Here is a 17,266-nt window from a genome sequence, read left to right as displayed (position 1 = left end):
CCCTAACAGGTAGGGATAATCTGCGCCGTAACCCGCTAGGCTGGTCATCAACCCAAAGCCAGTTGCCAACTTCCAGTAAAAGCCATGCAGATACCGTTTACCCCGCTTGTGGTGGCCCTGTTAGCTGTGGTGGCGCAGGCCGTTTTTGCAGCGGGGCTGCTGGCGCTGGCCCGTCGTAACCGCCTGCCCAATGGGTTTCTGGCGCTGCTTATGCTGGCCATTGCCTTGTGGCTGCTCGATAGCTTTTTTCGGGTGGCCGGCATCTACGACCAAAATGCCAACTGGTACTTCGCGCCCATTTACTACTCCTTCGCCTTTGGGCCGCTGCTGTATTTCTACGTGCGCAGCCTGATCAACCACGAATTTCGGTTTCGGGCGGGGCACCTCTGGCATTTTGGGCCGGTGCTGTTGCAGACTGCTTTATACTGGGGCCTGCGCACTCAATCGTACGCCGCGCGGGCCTGGTTCTGGGAGCATGTGCACCGGCCCTACACGTACCGGCTGGAGTTTATTGGGATTTGGGTGTCGCTTACGGTATATCTGGGGCTGAGCCTGCACTTGCTGCGGTAGTACGGAAGCTGGCTGCCCGACAACTTCTCCGAAACTTCGGAGCTACGCCTGCGCTGGTTGCGGGTGCTGTTGGTGCTGTTGGTGCTGTTGGTGCTGGTGGGCCTCGTGAGCCTGCAATGGCTGCTGGAAGTGGTATTGCGTGAGTTTTTCGGGCTTTACTATAAGTACGACTACTCTACCGAGCTGTTGGGTGGCGTGGTATTTATGATTGGCATAGTGGGCCTGCGCCAAGCCGATATGCGGGCCGTCAGCTTCGTGCCCGAGGCTGCCCCGGCCGCGCCCGAAACTGCGGCCTTCATTGGTGCAGGTGCCCTTCCGGATTCCGCTGTATCGCTCGCGCGTCCTGGCAACGCGTCTCCTGTTCCGGCCTCTACGCCCGATACGCTAGCGGCCGCTGCGCCGGCCGTTGATGCGGCGGTGCTGGCGCGCATCCGGCGGGCGCTGGAAGAGGAGCGGGTCTACCTCAACCCCACGCTCACACTGGCCGAGCTGTCGGCGCATACTGGTTTGGCGCCGCGCCTGATTTCGTTCACCGTCAACCAGGGTTTCGGCCAGAGCTTCAACGACCTGATAAACAGTTACCGGGTGGCCGAGGTGAAGCGACGCCTAGCCACCCCCGATGCCCAGCGCCTTACGTTACTGGGCTTGGCCCTGGAGTGCGGCTTCAACTCCAAAACCACCTTCAACCGGATCTTCAAGCAGTTTACCGGCCAGGCTCCCCGCGAGTGGAGCAGCAGCGAATGAGTAGGAAATGCACGAAGAGAGGCTGGTACTTCTGGTAGGGAAAGGCGTTTGCATCCCGCAGGCGGATAAACAGTCCACCGATGCCCCAAACTAACGCCCACATCACGATTTGGGCCGTCCCGATGTTGGATTCGGGGCGCTTAGGGCAGTTTGAACGGGCACCTTTGGGTCGTTCCTCAACCCCCAAGTCCCATGAAACTACTGTTGCTATTGGCCGCGCTTACCGCCGCGCCGGCTACCCTGCTGGCCCAGGCAATTCCGGCCCCGGCCTGGACCGACCACCGCCGCGTTCTGCCCGATAAGCTTCGGCAGGTGCCCGTGGGCCTCTCGCTCTGGCATACGCCCAACCCGGTGTACCCTAAACCCAACCCCGAGCAGCCCGGCGGTTTCGTGTGGCAGCATAGCACCATGGTGCGCTCCGAGGTAGGAGAGGAGCTGACGGTGGTGGAGTGCGGTAGCTTCATCTGGTACAGCGAGGCCGGCTGGCAGGTTAATCTGCAGCAGGATGCCAACGAATTCGCCACGCTTTTCCAGTGCCCCAACGGCCGCCTGAGCCCCGGCCGTACCTACACTTTCGCCCAAAACTACCGCTACACCGACAGTGCCCGGGGCCTGTACGGCGGCGACGCGCTCTGGTATGTGCTGGCCCGCGACTTGGCCGGCAAGCTCTATAAGGGCTTCGGACTGATAGAAACCGAAGCCACTCCGCAGAAATAGCAACGAGCCGCCGCCGGCCATTGCCCAACTCAACTTCCCGCACCCGGGCCGCGCATTCAGAAGCGCGCCCACTTTCTTCTCAATTGATGAAATTCCTCGTCCTTTCAATTTTTCTGGCCTCTGCCACACCCCAAAACGGTTCCGCCTCTTCGCTACAACCGCCAGTTCAGGCACCGGCGGCCACTACCTACCGGATCGGGCCAGCCGCCGTTGCCTGGACCGGCTATGCTGAAGTGGGGAGCTACGCGCCCAGCGGCACCGTGCAGCTACGCCGCGGCCGCTTCAGCTACGACGGCCGCACGCTGCGTAACGGCCGTTTCGAGTTCGATATGACCACCCTGGCCCAGGAGCAGGCGCAGCTGGCCGAACACCTGCGCGGAGAGGATTTCTTTGCGGTGGCAAAGTATCCGACGGCCGTTTTTGAGCTGCGGGAAGTGCGGGCTGGTATGGCCGTTGGCCAACTCACATTGCGCGGGGTTACCAAGCCCGTCCGTTTTCCGCTCGTGGTGGAGCCGCGGCCCGATGGCCGGCTGCACATCAGCGGCAGCGCCACCCTCGACCGCACCCAGTTTGGTATCCACTATAATTCCAGCAGCTTCTTTCAAAATCTGGGCTCCTACGCTATCCGCAACGATTTTCGGCTGGCCTTCGACCTAACGGCGGTGGGTGAATGAGTGGTAGTGCTGTTTGGTAAGGCCGCCCGAGTCGCCACTTGTTCACGTAGCATCAAGCGAGGATTCGAAGTGTTGGAAGACTCACCGGGGCATTGGTAGCAGGGCCGGTAGCGTTGTAACGCCTAAATTGCGTTGACTTTAACCCGTTTAGTCAATGTTGGCCAGGCAACACCAGTTGGCCGGCCGGCGTACATCCCACTCATCAACCCCTTCTTTACCCTTGCCTTATGAACCACGCTAGCCGCATCGACAAGACCGTTCGCAACATCTATGACACCTTCGATAATCCGGGAGCCAATCCTTTAGAAGCCGGCTTGGGCGATATTGACAGTTGGATTAGCACCCTCGATGGACTGGGCGGCTCCGCCCTGACCGCGCTGCAGAACGAACTGCGGAACCTGCGCTCTTACGTTGAGCGCGACGACCGGCCTGCTATTGCCGCCACCCTCCAGCGGCTGGGGACCGAAACCTCGCGCATCGCCCATGGCATGCACAGCCTCACCGACAACACCGGCGACCAACTGCGCCACTTGGGCCAGACGCTGGTAATAGCCGCCGGCAACCTGAAATCGACCCAGGCCGATTCGGCCAAAATCTTGTAATCAAATAAATCAGGCTCGTGTAAAATTCGGGTTCGGAGAACCGCGTAAGCGGATCCCCGAACCCGAATTTTTTCGTCTGTAAAGGACTTTAGTCCCACACCATTTACCGCTCGATATGTTTTGCTGATAGATGTTTAATTATTTGACCATCAACTTTTAAAGCTGGTGCATGGTACTAGTGGTGTTCAATTCTTTCACCATAACCACACCTAACTATGAGTGCTTCCACTTCCACCAGCCAACTCGACGCTACCCTCCAGGCCCTGCAAGGCGGCCTGAGCCAAGCCGCCCCGGCGGCCGGCGGCAACATCGACAGCTGGGTTTCAACCCTCAACGGTGCCAATAGCCCTGCTCTAAGCGCTATTGCCGACGAACTGAAAAACCTGAAAACCGCCATCGGCAGCGGCGACGCCTCCAAAATCAGCCAGTCGCTGAGCACCTTGGGCGAGCACACCACCAAAGCCGCTGGCAGCGCCACCGAAGATGCCAAAGACAAGCTTCAGCAGCTCGGCCAGACGTTGAGCGACGCCGCTAAGTCGCTGAAGTCGTAGCAGCTTAAAAGCTAGGATCCAGAGGCCAGCATGACGCCGCCTGCCATCCTGACGAAGAAAGGACCTTATCCCACTGAAACGAGTCGTTGTTACGGCTGTTCCGGTGAGGTAAGGTCCTTTCTTCGTCAGGACGGCAGGCGTTTTCGTTCGCTTCTAATTCCGCACTCCTAATATCCCGCTGCGTTGTCGTCGCCGCGGGGGTCGGCACCGCCTTCGAGGCGGCCGTCTGGTAGTACCCGGATGATTTCCAGGCGGCCCCAGGGGCTGCGGGCGTTGAGCTGGTAGCCGCGGGCGCGGAGCGAATCCTGGGTGGCGGGCAATAGCGCGCCGGCTTCCACATCGAGCTGGTCGGGTAGCCACTGGTGGTGCAGGCGCGGCGCGGCTACGGCCTGCTGGGCGTTCTGGCCGTAGTCGATTACATTGAGTATGCCCTGCAGCACGCTCGTGATAATGGTGCTGCCGCCGGGCGTACCGATGAGCAGGGCCAGCTTGTTATCCTTGAGCAGGATGGTCGGCGTCATGGAGGAAAGCATGCGCTTGCCGGGCGCAATGGCGTTGGCCGCGCCGCCCACCAGCCCGTAGGCGTTGGGCGTGCCGGGCTTGCTGCTGAAATCGTCCATCTCATTGTTCAGCAGAAAGCCCGCCCCGGCTACTACCACTTTGCTGCCATAGGCCCCGTTGAGGGTGGTCGTGCAGCTCACCGCGTTGCCCTGGGCGTCCACGATATTGTAGTGCGTGGTCTGGTCCGACTCGTAGGCTGGCAGGCCCGTGCCGGCCGCTACCTGGGCGCTGGGTGTGGCCCGGCGTGGCTGCACCGAGGCCATGCGGCGGCGGTTGTAGGTTGGGTCGAGCAGCTGTACTACCGGTACGCGGCCAAAATCGGGGTCGCCGAGGTAGGTGGCGCGGTCGGCGTACACGCGGCGCTGGGCCTCGGTGAGCCAATGCACGGCCTCGGGCGCGTGCCAGCCGGCGGCCTGCAGGTTGTAGGGCTCCAGCATCTGTAGCATTTGCAGCAGGGCCACACCCCCCGAGCTGGGCGGCGGAAACGTGAGCACCTCGTAGCCCCGGTAGCTGCCTTTAAGCGGGGTGCGCCACTTGGGTTGGTAGGCGGCCAAGTCGGTTTTGGTGATGAGGCCGCCGCCGCGCTTCATTTCGGCCACGAGTAAATCGGCCGTTTCGCCCGCGTAAAAGCCGGCCGCGCCCTGGTCGCGGATGCGGCCCAGCGTGCGGGCCAGCTGTACGTACTTAATTACATCCCCTGCTTGCCAAGGACGGAAATCAGGCTGCGGATTACTGTAGGTGCCCAAGTCGTACGTACTGGCGTCGGGTCGCATATATGCGTTGCCTTGCGGGGTGAAACGTGCGAAGGCCGTCCGATTATCATTCAATCCGGTAGCCTCTTTCTTGGTAAGCGTTACGCCACCCAGTGCCAGCTGTGCGGCCGGCTCTACTACGTCGCGCCACGGCAGCTTGCCCAGCTTCTGGTGCAGCGCCCACATGCCGGCCACGGTGCCCGGCACGCCGGCTGCCCGGTGGCCCCGGGTGCTGAGGTTGGGTATCACGTTACCGGCCGCATCGAGGTACATGTCGCGGGTGGCGGCGGCGGGAGCGGTTTCGCGGAAGTCGAGGGCTCCTTCCCGGCCATCGGCCCCGCGGTAGAGCACGAAGCCGCCACCCCCGATGTTACCGGCCACCGGCAAGGCTACGGCCAGCGCAAACTGCACGGCCACGGCCGCATCGTAGGCGTTGCCGCCGCGCTGCAGCACCTCCACCCCAATACGGGTGGCCTCGGGGTGGGCCGACGTAACCATGGCCTTGCTGGCAACAACGGGCGTGGCCATTGGTACCGGAGCGGCCAGTGTCGGAGCGGCCAGTGCCACAGGCGAGGTAGCGGGCGGGGCCGTGGTGCAGGCCGCCAGCCCGGCTGCCAGCAATAAAAAGTGGCTAAAGTGCTTCATAAGAGTAGTGGAGCTCGATTTCGGCCGAAAGAACGTCATTCTTCGCCGAGCCCTGAACGGGAGTGCATTTACCTATCGGCAATCAACCCGTTCACCAACTTTCCGGAAAATTGAGCCACCTCATCTGATTCCACGTAGTTTTGAGCGCAACCCTGCACCTTTGCCGCTTCTGCCATGACCACGCCAACTGCTTCGCCTGCCTCTGCCGCTGCTCCTGCCACCGCGCTGCCCCTTGTGCAGCACGACCCCTGGCTGGCTCCCTACGAGCCAGTGCTGCGCCGCCGCCAGGAGCGGCTGGAAGCCCGGCTGGCCGAAATCGGGCAGCAATATGGCTCGCTGAGCAAGTTTGCTACCGCCCATCAGCGCCTGGGCCTGCACTACGACGGCCGCCGCCGGGGCCACTGGTACCGCGAGTGGGCGCCCGCCGCCCAGGCCCTGAGCCTGATTGGCGACTTCAACGACTGGAACCGGCAGGCCACCCCGCTAACCAAGGGCGCAGACGGCGTTTGGGAGGTCTTTCTACCCGACAAAGAGTACAAAGACCGCCTTACGCACCACTCGCTCTATAAAGTGCACGTGGTATCGGCCCGGGGTGCCCAGGACCGGCTGCCGGCTACCCTGCGCCGGGCGGTGCAGAATCCGGAAACCCACGACTTCGCCGGCCAGGTCTGGCGGCCCGAAACGCCGTTTGCCTGGACTGACCATAAGTTCCGGGTGGCCAACGCCGTACGCGAGCCGCTGATTTACGAGGCGCATGTAGGCATGGCGCTGGAAGAAGGCCGGGTGGGCTCCTACCTGGAGTTTGCCGAGCAGGTGCTGCCCCGCATTGCGGCCGGTGGCTACAACTGCGTGCAGCTGATGGCCGTGATGGAGCACCCATACTACGGCTCGTTCGGCTACCATGTGGCCAACTTTTTCGCCGTGTCGTCGCGCTTCGGCACGCCCGAAGAGCTCAAATACCTCATCAACGAAGCCCACCGGCTAGGCCTGGCTGTGCTGCTCGATGTGGTGCACTCGCACGCCGTAAAAAACGAGGCCGAGGGCCTGGCTAACCTCGATGGCTCGGGCCACCAATATTTTCATGCCGGAACCCGGGGCGAGCATTCAGGCTGGGATTCGCGCCTCTTCGACTACGGCAAGCCCGAAGTGCAGCAGTTCCTGCTCAGCAACCTGCGCTACTGGCTCGAAGAGTTCCACATCGACGGCTTCCGCTTCGACGGGATTACCAGCATGCTCTACCACCACCACGGCGAGGGCGTGAGCTTCGGGGGCTACGAGTCGTATTTCGGGCCCGAGGTGGATGAGGACGCGGTGCTGTACCTGCAATTGGCCACTACGCTGGTGCACGAAATCAAGCGCAGTGCCCTACTTATTGCCGAAGACATGAGCGGCCTGCCGGGCCTGTGTCGGCCCATTGCCGAGGGTGGCGTGGGGTTCGGCTACCGGCTGGGCATGGGCATCCCCGATTACTGGATCAAGCTGCTCAAGCACACCCGCGACGAAGACTGGAACCTCTACGACTTGTGGTATGTGCTGAACAACCGCCGCGACGGCGAAAAAACCGTGGCCTATGCCGAAAGCCACGACCAGGCCCTGGTAGGCGACAAAACCCTGGCGCAATGGCTGCTCGACGACGCCATCTACCAGCATATGGGCCGCACCGACACCGACCCGGTTGCGGCCCGGGGTGTGGCCCTGCACAAGCTCATCCGCCTGCTCACTATCAGCCTGGGCGGCGAGGCCTACCTCAACTTTATAGGCAATGAGTTTGGCCACCCCGAGTGGGTCGATTTCCCGCGCGAAGGCAACAACTGGAGCCACCACTTTGCCCGCCGCCAATGGAGCCTGGCCGACAACCCCGACCTCAAGTTTCAATACCTGCTCAACTTCGATAGGGCCATGATTGAACTGGTCCGGAGTAGCCACCTGCTGGCCGCCGGCCCGGCCCGCCAGCTCCACCTCGACCCCGAAAACCAGGTCCTCGTCTTCCAGCGCGGCCCGCTGCTGCTGGCCTTCAACCTGCACACCGAGCACAGTATTCCTGACTACCGCTTCGTGGTGCCCGCTGCCGGCCGCTACCGTATCGTACTCGATTCCGATGCCCCCGATTTCGGCGGCTTCGCCCGCATCGACGACGACTACTGCTACGAAACCCTCGAGGAAAACGGCGTGCATAAGCTAAGCCTCTACCTCACAAGCCGCACAGCCCTGGTACTGGAACGTATCTGAACAGGTCGCCTGTGAAATCTGGGAGGTCGATGTAGGGGCGGGGCTTGTCCCCGCCCGCCGTCGAACGGTCCTGGTTTGAATCGTTCAACGACGGGCGGGGGAAAGTCCCGCCCCTACGTCGTGCCGATATATGCACGCCACAGTCTTGGATCAGTCAATGGGTTTCGTCTAAACTGCCTTCTTGCTTTTGCCTAAACAAGAAGCCCGCACACTCAACCGAGTGTGCGGGCTTCTTCGTTTGTCAGCTAACAGCTAACAGCTAACAAATCAGGTGTTCTTCGTTCTGCGGCCCGATTCGGCTTGTTCCAGCGCCTCGTTGATGCGCAGGTCGCGGGCGTCAGACTTTTTGGCACGGCTGATGTGCTGGGCCAGCTGCTTGCGCTGGGTGAAGGGCAGGGCGTCGAACTTGGCCCGCAGACCGGTGCGGTCGAGGGCCTGCGCCAACTCGGCGGGCAGCTCCAGGCCACTAGGGTCGGTATCGTGCCACAGCACTACATGCACGGTATCGGCCCAGGTTTTATCGATGGCGTTGCGCACTTCTTTGCGCACGCTGAAGCCATGGTGCTCGCCGCCCATCGGCGTCAGATTCAGGCGAATAGGAAATCCGTCGATGGTACCCTGCACGGGCAGCGCGCCTTTAACGCCATATTCGGCCGTCACATCGAAGGGTACAACTACAAACACGCCGTTGTCGGCTCCGTCCATTTCGAGGGGAGCATCAAATTCGTGGCGATTTGGCGTAGCGGAGGCAGAGGAACTCATGTTGAAGAAGGGGTAATAGGGGAGCCGGCCAAACGGCCCGTCCGGTAGTGTTCGATGTGAAGCAGCCGCTCGTTGATGGCGGCTGTATTGCTGACGGCAATCGTCTGGAGCCGCTCGGACGGCAGATGGTACCGCTCAATCAGCAGGTTGGCTACCTCGACTGTGGAAGCCAGCACCAGATCGGCGCGGCGCAAGGCCAGGCGTTCCAGGGCTACGGCCCAGCCGGTTTCGGCGGCGGCGGCGCGCTCCTGGGCTAGGCTGTGTACGTGCAGCACCAGAGGCCAGCCCGTTAGCTGCCGGATTTCCATGGCCGCCAGCCAAGTGGGCCAATCTACGGCGTAAATTACGGCAAACTGCCGGCCACTGGCCCAACTGGTCGCAAACCGCGCATACTGAATCACCTGAAAGTTGAGGTCGGCTGCTGCGGCGTTGGGCGGATTGTGCCCCAGCGCAGCCAGCTCCTGCGTGAGCGTGGCGTGCACCGGCGAGAGCGACGGTGGCGGGCCTAGCGCAACACGGAAGGGAGTAGGAGCAGGATCAGTTGAATCAGCCGGGCCCTGCTCCGGTTGCCCGGCGTCGAGGGCAGCGGGGGCAGTGTTCGGTTCGACCAGTTCGGGACGGTCGGATTGGGTGCCGATAGTTGGGAAGTCTCCATCGGCCGGTGTTCTGCCTACTGGCGCTGCCGAAGCAGCTGGCGGATTGGCGGGCTCGGTTGGAATTCCGCCAGTTGCTTCGGGCGCAGCCGGCCAAGCGGTCGGTGCAACAGAGGCAATGGGCCCGGCCGAAACCATAGGAGTGGCTCCCAGATAAGGCGCGGCCGGACTGCTGCTGCCGATGTAGGGCGAAGCCGGAGCCTGCCACGCAGCTGGGTTCGGGCTGGGGCGTGCTCCGGTCTGAAGAGCAGCCAGGTCAAGGTTGGCCAGCCCGGTAATGCGTAGGCTGGTCCCGGCTGCGGCAAAGGCCGGCTGCGGCTCGTGGGGCAGCAGCACCGCCAGGTTGGCTAACGGAGCCAGCTGCTGCACCAAGGTTCGGAGCGGCGCAATGGCCGCTGACTGGGGAGGAAATACTTCATTCCAGCCAAGCAGCAATACGCGGGAAGAAGCAGTGGACATAGGCTAGTAGATGGTCGAGGTAGATACCAGGAGTACGGCAAGGTAGAAAAAAAGGTATTGTGGCTCGGGGCCGCACTCCTCATTTTACTCCTGGTTTCAGCCTCCACAGAGCTATTCCACTACTAGTCGCCGGCTTTGGCTGCCGCTGCGCACCAGATACAGCCCGGCGCGCAGGCCGGCTGGCAGCTCCAGGGTCAGGGGGCCGGCGGGCGGCATGGTGGTCGTCAGCAGCAGGCGGCCCGTCAGGTCGAGCAGCTGTACTGGCTGGCCGGCGGGCAGGCCGGCTACCGATACCCGGCCCTCGCGGGTGGGGTTGGGCCACAGCTGCCAGGCGACGCTGCCGGCCGGCACCGCCACCGGCCGCACCTCCGACAGGCTGGCCGTGCTGTCGAAATCGATCTGCTGCAGGCGATAGTACACCAGTTTCGAGCCGTAGGTAGGCAATTGGTTGTCGGTGAACTCGTAGGTGGCCGCCTCGCCGCGGCCGGGTATCCAGGCCCGCCGCCGGAACGCCGTGCCATCGGTGGATACCTCTACCGCAAAGCCTGCGTTGTTGAACTCAGTGGCCGTGCGCCAGCGAAGCTGGGCCGCGGTTCCGCGCGCCTCGGCCGTAAAGCTAACCAGCGTAACGGGCAACGGAACCGCCGGGCCGCTCAGGGTAATGGTGGCCGGGCTGAGAGCAAAAAATACGTTGCCAACGGCCTCCACCTTAAGCCGGCCTTTAGTGGTTGGGGTTACGGGCAGGCGCACCGAGGCCGCGCCATTGTTGGGTACGCTGGCCGCCAGCACATCAGGAAAAGTCAGGCCGCCATCAGTGGAAAACAGAATCCGCACGTTGGCGCAGCTTACAGGCGCCTGGTCGGTGCCGAGCACATCCCAGGTTACGACGTAAAGGCTATTTGGGGCAGCCGTGAGGGCTGCGGCCGGGGCCGTTACCCGAAACGGGCCTGCATCGGCCACGCTCATGCGCAGGTTGGCACCGGCCACGCCGCCGCGGTTGTCGCGCACGGTCAGGCGGAAGTTGAGGGGCCGTGCTACCAACGGCAGAATTTCGCCTACCGAGCTGGTATTATTCAGGACGGCATTTAACTGCGGAAACGTACGTGTAGCGCTGTTAATGGGCAAAAAGCTGCGAAACAGCGGCGGCGCGCTGGCGTCGGTGGCCGCGCCGGCAAGGCCGGTGGGGTCGCCTAAATCCAACTGCTCCCAACTGTAGAATAAGGCATCGTTGTCGGGGTCGGTGGCGATGCCGGTGAGGGCAAAGGGGGTGCCTTTGGGAAGAATGAACGAGCCGGCCGGCACCTGCGCAGTGGGCGCCCGGTTGCCGTTGTTGGCCGTTAGCGTGCCGCAGGTAAGTCTGGGTATAATGGCGCTCAGGCTGGCCGCATGGAAGTACACGATGCCGGTTCCCACGTTGTCGGGGCTGCAGCGGCCATCATACGACATGATGGTGTTGCCCGCGCCGGGTTCGTAAGCCAACGTGCTGCTGCGGTTGCCGCTGCAAATGCCTTTGTCGCCGTTGAAAGTGTGCCCGGAGCCCAGCTGGTGCCCGATTTCGTGCAGGGTTACTTCCGCAAGAAAACTAGCGTTGCTGGCCGTCGATGACCCGCCGCCCTTGCCCGATATTCCCGAAGAAAGCGAGCAGACCACCCCCACGTAGGCCACGCCCGAGTAGCCGCCACTGTTGTAGCCCAGCACATGGCCCAGGTCGTAGTTGGCGGCCCCTATGTTGTTGTTGAGCACGCTCGCATTGGCATTCAGCAGGCCTATAGGCGAGGTGTCGGAATAAGGGCTGGTAGCGGCGTCGGCGAAAATGAGCTTATCGTTATTGGCCACTAACTGCAGGCGCAGGGCCAGCTCCCGCTCGTATACACCGTTGAGCGAGTTCACCAGCTTTACCAGTTCGCTCATGGTGCCGGCTACGGTGCCGCCGCCCAGTCGGCTTACAAACTCGCTGGTGGTGGCCACGGCCAGGCGCAGTGTGCGCAGCTGCCCGCCATACGGCGCGGGTGGGGCCGGGGGCGTATCACCGGGGCGCTCCAGCGGGGCATCGGGTGGCAGCAGGCTTTGGCAGTCGAAAGCAACCGGGGCCTGCGGGCGGCTCTGATATAGAGTGGAAGCGGCAGCCGATTCGTCGGCCAGAATGCTGCTGACGGCCCCATCGGCGGCCAGAAGCTGGGCGTGCAACCCGGTTGGCGTCCATTCCAGGCGCACGGTGGCGGCGGGCTCATCGAGCGAGCGACCAGCAAACGTGCGGATGCGCGGGTAGCGGGCGGCTAATGCCGGGGCCATTACGGGCACCTGGGTGAAAGCGTAGCGGTGGATAGTGCCATCGGGGTGGGGCAATTCCAACACTACCGGAGCTGCAGGCTGGTTTTCGGCCGGAGCCAGCGCCAGCCGGGCGGCCAGTTGCGTGGTATCGAGCCGGAACCAACTGGCGGGAGGGCCAGCTACCGGGCCGCGGGCCGCTGCCGGCGCGGCTACTGCCTCCCAGAGCGATGTACCGTGCCCTGCCGTAATGGCCGGTTTTGCAGGGTTGGAAGGTGTTGACTGGGCCGCAACTAAGGTTGGCTGGCTGGCCAGAACGGCGAAAAAAAGGCCGCTAAGCAGCAGCCGCAGCGAAGAAATGATTGGTTGCATAGAAGCGGAAGGAGTGCAAATGGGTCCTGCCGGAATAAGCTGCCCGGACAGTTCGTGGCGCTTAAACGCCTGACTGTCTGGAATAATGCCCGCCAATCTGCCTCTGTTGTGCCTCCGCCCCGGTTAGGTGTAGTTCTGTATCGGAATCATTAAAAACGGGGGCTAACTTCTTGCCTACTTGCTACTCAATGCGGGTGAAATTCTATACAAAATTCGGGCATCCGGCCTGCTGCGGCCGTTGCGCGCCAACGCTGGTATCAGCCAATTCGCTCGCGCAGGTACTGGTACACCTCGGGGTTGCTGAGCAGCGTGCCGTGGTGGAGCTGCGGGTACACGCGGGTGCTGATGAGCCGGCCGGGCGGCGCGGCGGGGTCCTGAAAAATACGGCCGGCGGCGCTGCCTGCTCCTACCAGTCCGTCGCCAAAGTAGTCGTGCAGCGCCGAGCTGGCCGATTTCAGCAACGAGCCCACCAGCACGTGGTAGTGCACGTGGGGCAGCAGGGGCACTACCGTGCGGGGCGGAAACAGGTCGTCGGCGTGGGGGCTTTGCCAGTCCTCATCCACGAGCAAGGCGTGGCGCAAATCCTTGATGCCGTTGCTACGCTGGTCGAGCAGGCCGCTAATGGCGCGGGTGGGCCAGAGGTTGATTTTGCGCAGTACCAGACTGGTGAAGTGGCTGTTCTGCTCCAGAAACGAGCCGTCGTTGGGCACGCCCAGCAGAAACACGTCGCGCAGGCGGTCCAGCCAGGTGTTGGGTTTCGGCGCTTGTTGTTTGGTTTTCGTGTTTGGTTTTTTGCCGCTTGGCTGCGGGTCCTCAAGCGCAAGCTCCGCGGTATCACGCTCCTCCCCAACCAGAGCCGCCGAGCTGATGGTCGAATCATTTTCACCGTTTGATTTTTCACTCTCGAGGGCTGCCTCCTCTGCGTAATACCCAGCCGAGCGGATGAGCAGCCCCCCCATGCTGTGGCCCACTAGCACCAGCTCGCCCACGGCTTTGGGGTAGGTAGCCACCAGTTCGGTTAGCAACTCGTGGAGGCGGCGGCCGTTTTCGGAAATGTGCAGGCCCGAGTTATACCGCACGTACAGGCAGCACACTTCGGGCAGGTCCTGCTGTAGGCGCGGGCCAAACCGCAGGTCGTCGGGGCCGTGGCCGGTCTGCCAGATCACCTCATCGCCCATCAGCCCGTGCAGGAAAACCACCGTGGTGCGCGGGCGGCCACCGTTGGCCGGCTGCAGGCCGAGGTCGGCTACGGCCACATCGGCGGCGTAGCGACGGAAGCTGAAAGGAATGGTACGTCGGTCGTGGCGGGCGGCCAGCTGGTCGCCGAAGGCCCCGTTGAGCACGGGCAGCGTGAAGTGCAGGTTGTCCTGGCCAATGCGGTAGAGCGCGCCGGCCCCATCGAAGGGGGCGCGGGCGGCCCGGCCTACGGCGGCGGCCACCCGCTTCCAGCGCGGGCGCCGGGGCGAAGGAGTAGCGTCATCCTGGTCGAGCGGTTCAGTCACGGGAGCAAAAGTAGCAAAGGAAGCCGCTGCACACATCGCGTTGGCTACAAGCCCAAGATACCAGCTCGGCGCCGAATACCCTGGCGGCCACAAGCAAAAGCGGGCCCCAACGCTGTACGCCGGAGCCCCCCTGCTGAAAAAGGCTCCCTGATTTTCTACTGCACCACCAGCTTGCGGACCACCGGGCCGGCTGGTGCTTCGAGGCGTAACAGATATACGCCCGGCCGCTGCGCGCGCAAATCGACCAGGCGGCCGCGCGATTCGCTGGCCGCGGCCGCCGCCTGGCGCAGCACCAGCCGGCCGGTGGCGTCGGTTACGGTGAGCGGAGCCGTGGAGAGGGCCGCATCGGTCAGCGAGGCCAGGCTGAACTCGCCGGTAGTGCTGGGGTTAGGGTACACCAACAGCGTGGCGGGGGCGGCCGAGTTGCGGTTGCCGGTTACGGTGCCCACTAGCTGCACATCGTCGATGAGCAGCTGAACCGTAGGGTCGGCTTCGCCGGCCGTTGCCACCCCAAAGCCGAGCGCCAGCGTATCGGGCTGGAGCCCTGATAGGTAGGTAACCGGTACATCCATGAGGGTATAAGCCGCCTTGGGCAGTAATACCTGGGCAGCGGTAGCCACCGGGGTAGATTTGTTCAGCAGCGCCAGAAAGGCAATACTCGAATCGGCTTCGACCGTAGCCCCCGTTAGTTTATACCAGAACTGCAGGCGGGCGGGCCGACCGGTGTAGGGCACGCCATTAACCAGCTCCCCATCTTCATTGAACGAGGCTTTCAGCAGGATGCCGGGCAGGGTAAACTCATCATCGCGCCGGTCCAGCGGCCGGGGTAGCTTCCGGAGTGCCGCTAGTTGCCTGGCCGTGCCCGTGCCGCGCAGGGCCAGCGACTGATTCTGGAGCTTGGCCGCGAAGCTGCCGCCTTGTGCGTCGCCTGCCTTTGTAACAGTGCGTGGCGCCACAATCGGGGGCAGCCCCAGGCTGGCCAGCAGGTCGTCGGTGGTTATCCAGGCCGCTGGGGCTTCTACCAGGTTGCGGGTCTGCCAGGTTTCGAGGTTGCCGTTGGCTACGGCTGTAGTGCTTTGGGCGTGGGCCATCAGCGGTAAGCCCGCCGCGGCTACTAATAGGTATAGCTGTTTTTTCATGCCCTAAGGAGGCCAATAGAGCAGGAATGGTTGCCAAAAGCCGAAAAAATAGTACCGGCCCTGCGGCGGCATCGTTCAGTCATTGTGCGGAGTAGTTGGCCCCGAGTCGGTCGCCGGAGTTGGTAGCAGCGCGCCGAGTATGGCACCGGCCAGCAGCCCGCCCACGTGGGCCGCGTTGTCGGTGGTGTGCGCTTCGAGGCCACCTACCAGACTGTTCACCATAAAATAGAGCACGAACAGGCCCAGCGCCGCCCGCTCGGAGCGGCTAAGCGAGGCCGGCCGGCGCAGCACCGTGGTCAGCAGTAGCCCATAGAGCCCGAAAATGGCCCCGGAGGCACCCACCGAGTTCACGCCCTGGCTGTGCCACCACAAGCTGGTGAGGCTGGCCGCCACTCCGCTCAGCAAATACACTACCAGCAGCCGCCGGCTACCCACCAGCCGCTCCGTGAGTAGCCCCAGAAAAACCAAGGTGAGCAGATTGAGCAGCAGATGCCCAAAGCCGCCGTGCAGAAACGTGCTCGTAAGCAGCCGCCAGGGCTGGCCGGGCAGCGTAAGGGCCGAATAGTTGGAGCCCCAGCGGATGAGGTCGGCGCCGGCGGGCTGCAGCAGGTTGGTGCCGGCCAGCCCCAGCAGCAGGTAGGCCACCAGGTTCAGCCAGAGCAGCGCCGGGGTGGCCCGGTAGCCCGACCGGAACCCAAAAACAGCCCGCAGGGTGGCCGCTGCCCCGCCCTGGCCAGCAGCCTCGGCCGGCCCGGCGGGGCGGGGAGGGGCTGCTTCCGGGCCAGGTACCAGGCCGCGCCGCTGCAGTTCGTAGCCGGCGGCCTGGCCCACGGCCGGCGGGTACTCGGCCGCATGGCGGGCCAGGTACAGCAGCTCGGCCTCGGTGTAGCCGGTCAGCGGGGTGGTGGCAGAGTCGGGGGGAAGCGGGTCGGGAGGGAGGCTGTCGGAATCGGGCATAAGCGGCACAGGAAGAGCGAAGCGCCGCTTCATCCTGTCGAATCAGATGCTGTGCGGCCCTGCAATCGGCTTCACAAACCCTGCCAGCCCGCGCTACCTGCCAGAGTTGCGGCTTTGCACCAACACGGCATGTCTACAAGTCGGAAATGTTGCCTTGCATTGGAACTCGCTTGGTTGGCCGGCCCAGAAGCTCACCTGCAATATCGGCTGCCTCAAAGTCAGCGCGGTTTTGGTCGCGGTCAGTGTACAGCTCGCCGTAGGTTTCGTAACGAGTCTTGAAATTCTCGAGGCTTACGCGGCGCAGCACAAGGGCCTGTTGCATAAGCGTGAGCCGGGCTTCCATGTTGGGCGTGAGATTCTGATTGTATGCTTTGGCGCTCATAAACCAGTCTATGCGCTCCTGAGCAATAGTTACCTGGCCCGGAAATACATTCGTTACTGAGTCGGCAAGGGCCTGAGCTATGAGGTAGGCGGCCGTATTTTCGGCCAGCCAGTAACGGCGGGCCATGCGGGCGTAGCGGCCGGCGGCTGTCGTGTCGGCGCGGTCGGCGGCGGGCAGTAGCCGGCGGGTGATGGCCACTTGCCCGGCCGCTTCCTGCTCGAAAGACGGTAGGGGCCGGATAACAGTAGCTTCTAGCACAATGGGCGCGGCCGGAGCGGCTGCAACGGGGGGGGCGGGCTGGGGCCGTAGCATCCACCAGGCCACGGCCAGCACCACGGCCAGCAGCAGCCCGCCCAGCAGCCACCTATTGCCGTGGCCCGCGGGGGCAGTTTCGTCGTCATAGTCGGCCGGAGCAGACAGCGCGGCCGGTTCAGAGAACGAGGGCCCGGCGGGTACCAGCGCCCCACGCCGCCGGAGCTCCTGCCGGGCGAGGGCCACTACGCCGGCATCATAAAAGTCAGGGTTTTCGATGAGGTACTGCAGCTCGGCAGTAGTCTTTTGCTGGAAAGAATCGGGGGCGGTAGGCAAGCCGGACATAGCGTATAAACGAGGCGAATGAGGCCGTTAAGTTGAGGAAAAGCCCGGATTTTCCCACCAGCTACTGCCAACGCCGCCGCCATTCGGCCCGTATAGCCTATGGGAGCCGCCTCGCCTGCCGGGCCGACTG

The 17,266-nt window shown here is 63.3% G+C and carries 15 protein-coding genes; 7 read left to right on the top strand and 8 right to left on the bottom strand.

Annotation, left to right across the window (positions count from 1 at the left end; genetic code table 11):
• Positions 1-84 precede the first annotated feature (84 nt).
• From HW556_RS03200 to HW556_RS03175, 6 genes are all read left to right on the top strand, one after another.
• The gene (locus HW556_RS03200) at positions 85-570 is read left to right on the top strand and encodes a hypothetical protein (RefSeq protein WP_176897904.1); all 486 of its coding nucleotides are present in this window, start codon (positions 85-87) and stop codon (positions 568-570) included.
• A 63-nt stretch (positions 571-633) separates the two neighbouring features.
• The gene (locus HW556_RS03195) at positions 634-1,314 is read left to right on the top strand and encodes a helix-turn-helix domain-containing protein (protein ID WP_317170469.1); all 681 of its coding nucleotides are present in this window, start codon (positions 634-636) and stop codon (positions 1,312-1,314) included.
• A gap of 192 nt (positions 1,315-1,506) precedes the next feature.
• Positions 1,507-2,031, top strand: a complete 525-nt coding sequence (locus HW556_RS03190; RefSeq protein ID WP_176897900.1) for a hypothetical protein — start codon at positions 1,507-1,509, stop codon at positions 2,029-2,031.
• Between the two features lie 86 nt (positions 2,032-2,117).
• Positions 2,118-2,705, top strand: coding sequence for a YceI family protein (locus HW556_RS03185; protein WP_176897898.1), 588 nt, complete (start codon positions 2,118-2,120; stop codon positions 2,703-2,705).
• Positions 2,706-2,932: 227 nt separating this feature from the next.
• Positions 2,933-3,307 carry a hypothetical protein gene (locus HW556_RS03180; RefSeq protein WP_176897896.1) on the top strand — a complete coding sequence of 125 codons (375 nt, stop codon included), beginning with the start codon at positions 2,933-2,935 and terminating at the stop codon, positions 3,305-3,307.
• A gap of 215 nt (positions 3,308-3,522) precedes the next feature.
• The gene (locus HW556_RS03175) at positions 3,523-3,858 is read left to right on the top strand and encodes a hypothetical protein (RefSeq protein ID WP_176897894.1); all 336 of its coding nucleotides are present in this window, start codon (positions 3,523-3,525) and stop codon (positions 3,856-3,858) included.
• 167 nt (positions 3,859-4,025) lie between these two features.
• On the opposite strand, the gene ggt is transcribed toward HW556_RS03175, so the two are convergent.
• Complete coding sequence (gene ggt / locus HW556_RS03170) at positions 4,026-5,816, bottom strand: gamma-glutamyltransferase (protein ID WP_176897893.1); 1,791 nt, start codon at positions 5,814-5,816, stop codon at positions 4,026-4,028.
• Positions 5,817-5,990: 174 nt separating this feature from the next.
• Between ggt and HW556_RS03165 the strand changes: the two genes are divergently transcribed.
• Positions 5,991-8,045 (top strand): alpha-amylase family glycosyl hydrolase, encoded by a 2,055-nt coding sequence (locus HW556_RS03165; RefSeq protein ID WP_176897891.1) that lies wholly within the window; start codon positions 5,991-5,993, stop codon positions 8,043-8,045.
• Positions 8,046-8,312: 267 nt separating this feature from the next.
• On the opposite strand, the gene HW556_RS03160 is transcribed toward HW556_RS03165, so the two are convergent.
• The 7 genes from HW556_RS03160 to HW556_RS03130 form a co-directional block, all read right to left on the bottom strand.
• Positions 8,313-8,807 carry a DUF1905 domain-containing protein gene (locus HW556_RS03160; protein ID WP_176897889.1) on the bottom strand — a complete coding sequence of 165 codons (495 nt, stop codon included), beginning with the start codon at positions 8,805-8,807 and terminating at the stop codon, positions 8,313-8,315.
• A complete protein-coding gene (locus HW556_RS03155) occupies positions 8,804-9,919 on the bottom strand; it encodes a glycosyltransferase (RefSeq protein ID WP_176897886.1) in 1,116 nt (371 codons plus the stop codon). The genes HW556_RS03160 and HW556_RS03155 overlap by 4 nt, the downstream gene beginning before the upstream one ends.
• Before the next feature lie 111 nt (positions 9,920-10,030).
• On the bottom strand, positions 10,031-12,559 hold the full coding sequence (locus tag HW556_RS03150) for a zinc-dependent metalloprotease (RefSeq protein WP_176897885.1): 2,529 nt from the start codon (positions 12,557-12,559) through the stop codon (positions 10,031-10,033).
• Positions 12,560-12,816: 257 nt separating this feature from the next.
• Positions 12,817-14,061 (bottom strand): esterase/lipase family protein, encoded by a 1,245-nt coding sequence (locus HW556_RS03145; RefSeq protein WP_176897883.1) that lies wholly within the window; start codon positions 14,059-14,061, stop codon positions 12,817-12,819.
• Positions 14,062-14,216: 155 nt separating this feature from the next.
• A complete protein-coding gene (locus HW556_RS03140) occupies positions 14,217-15,200 on the bottom strand; it encodes a T9SS type A sorting domain-containing protein (protein WP_176897881.1) in 984 nt (327 codons plus the stop codon).
• Between the two features lie 75 nt (positions 15,201-15,275).
• Positions 15,276-16,157: a rhomboid family intramembrane serine protease gene (locus HW556_RS03135; protein WP_176897879.1), complete on the bottom strand. Its 882-nt coding sequence runs from the start codon at positions 16,155-16,157 to the stop codon at positions 15,276-15,278.
• A gap of 133 nt (positions 16,158-16,290) precedes the next feature.
• Complete coding sequence (locus HW556_RS03130; RefSeq protein WP_176897877.1) at positions 16,291-17,136, bottom strand: hypothetical protein; 846 nt, start codon at positions 17,134-17,136, stop codon at positions 16,291-16,293.
• Positions 17,137-17,266: the final 130 nt, after the last annotated feature.

The organism is Hymenobacter terrestris (assembly GCF_013377905.1).
Lineage (GTDB): Bacteria > Bacteroidota > Bacteroidia > Cytophagales > Hymenobacteraceae > Hymenobacter > Hymenobacter terrestris.
This window is presented reverse-complemented; position numbering and strand designations above follow the sequence as displayed.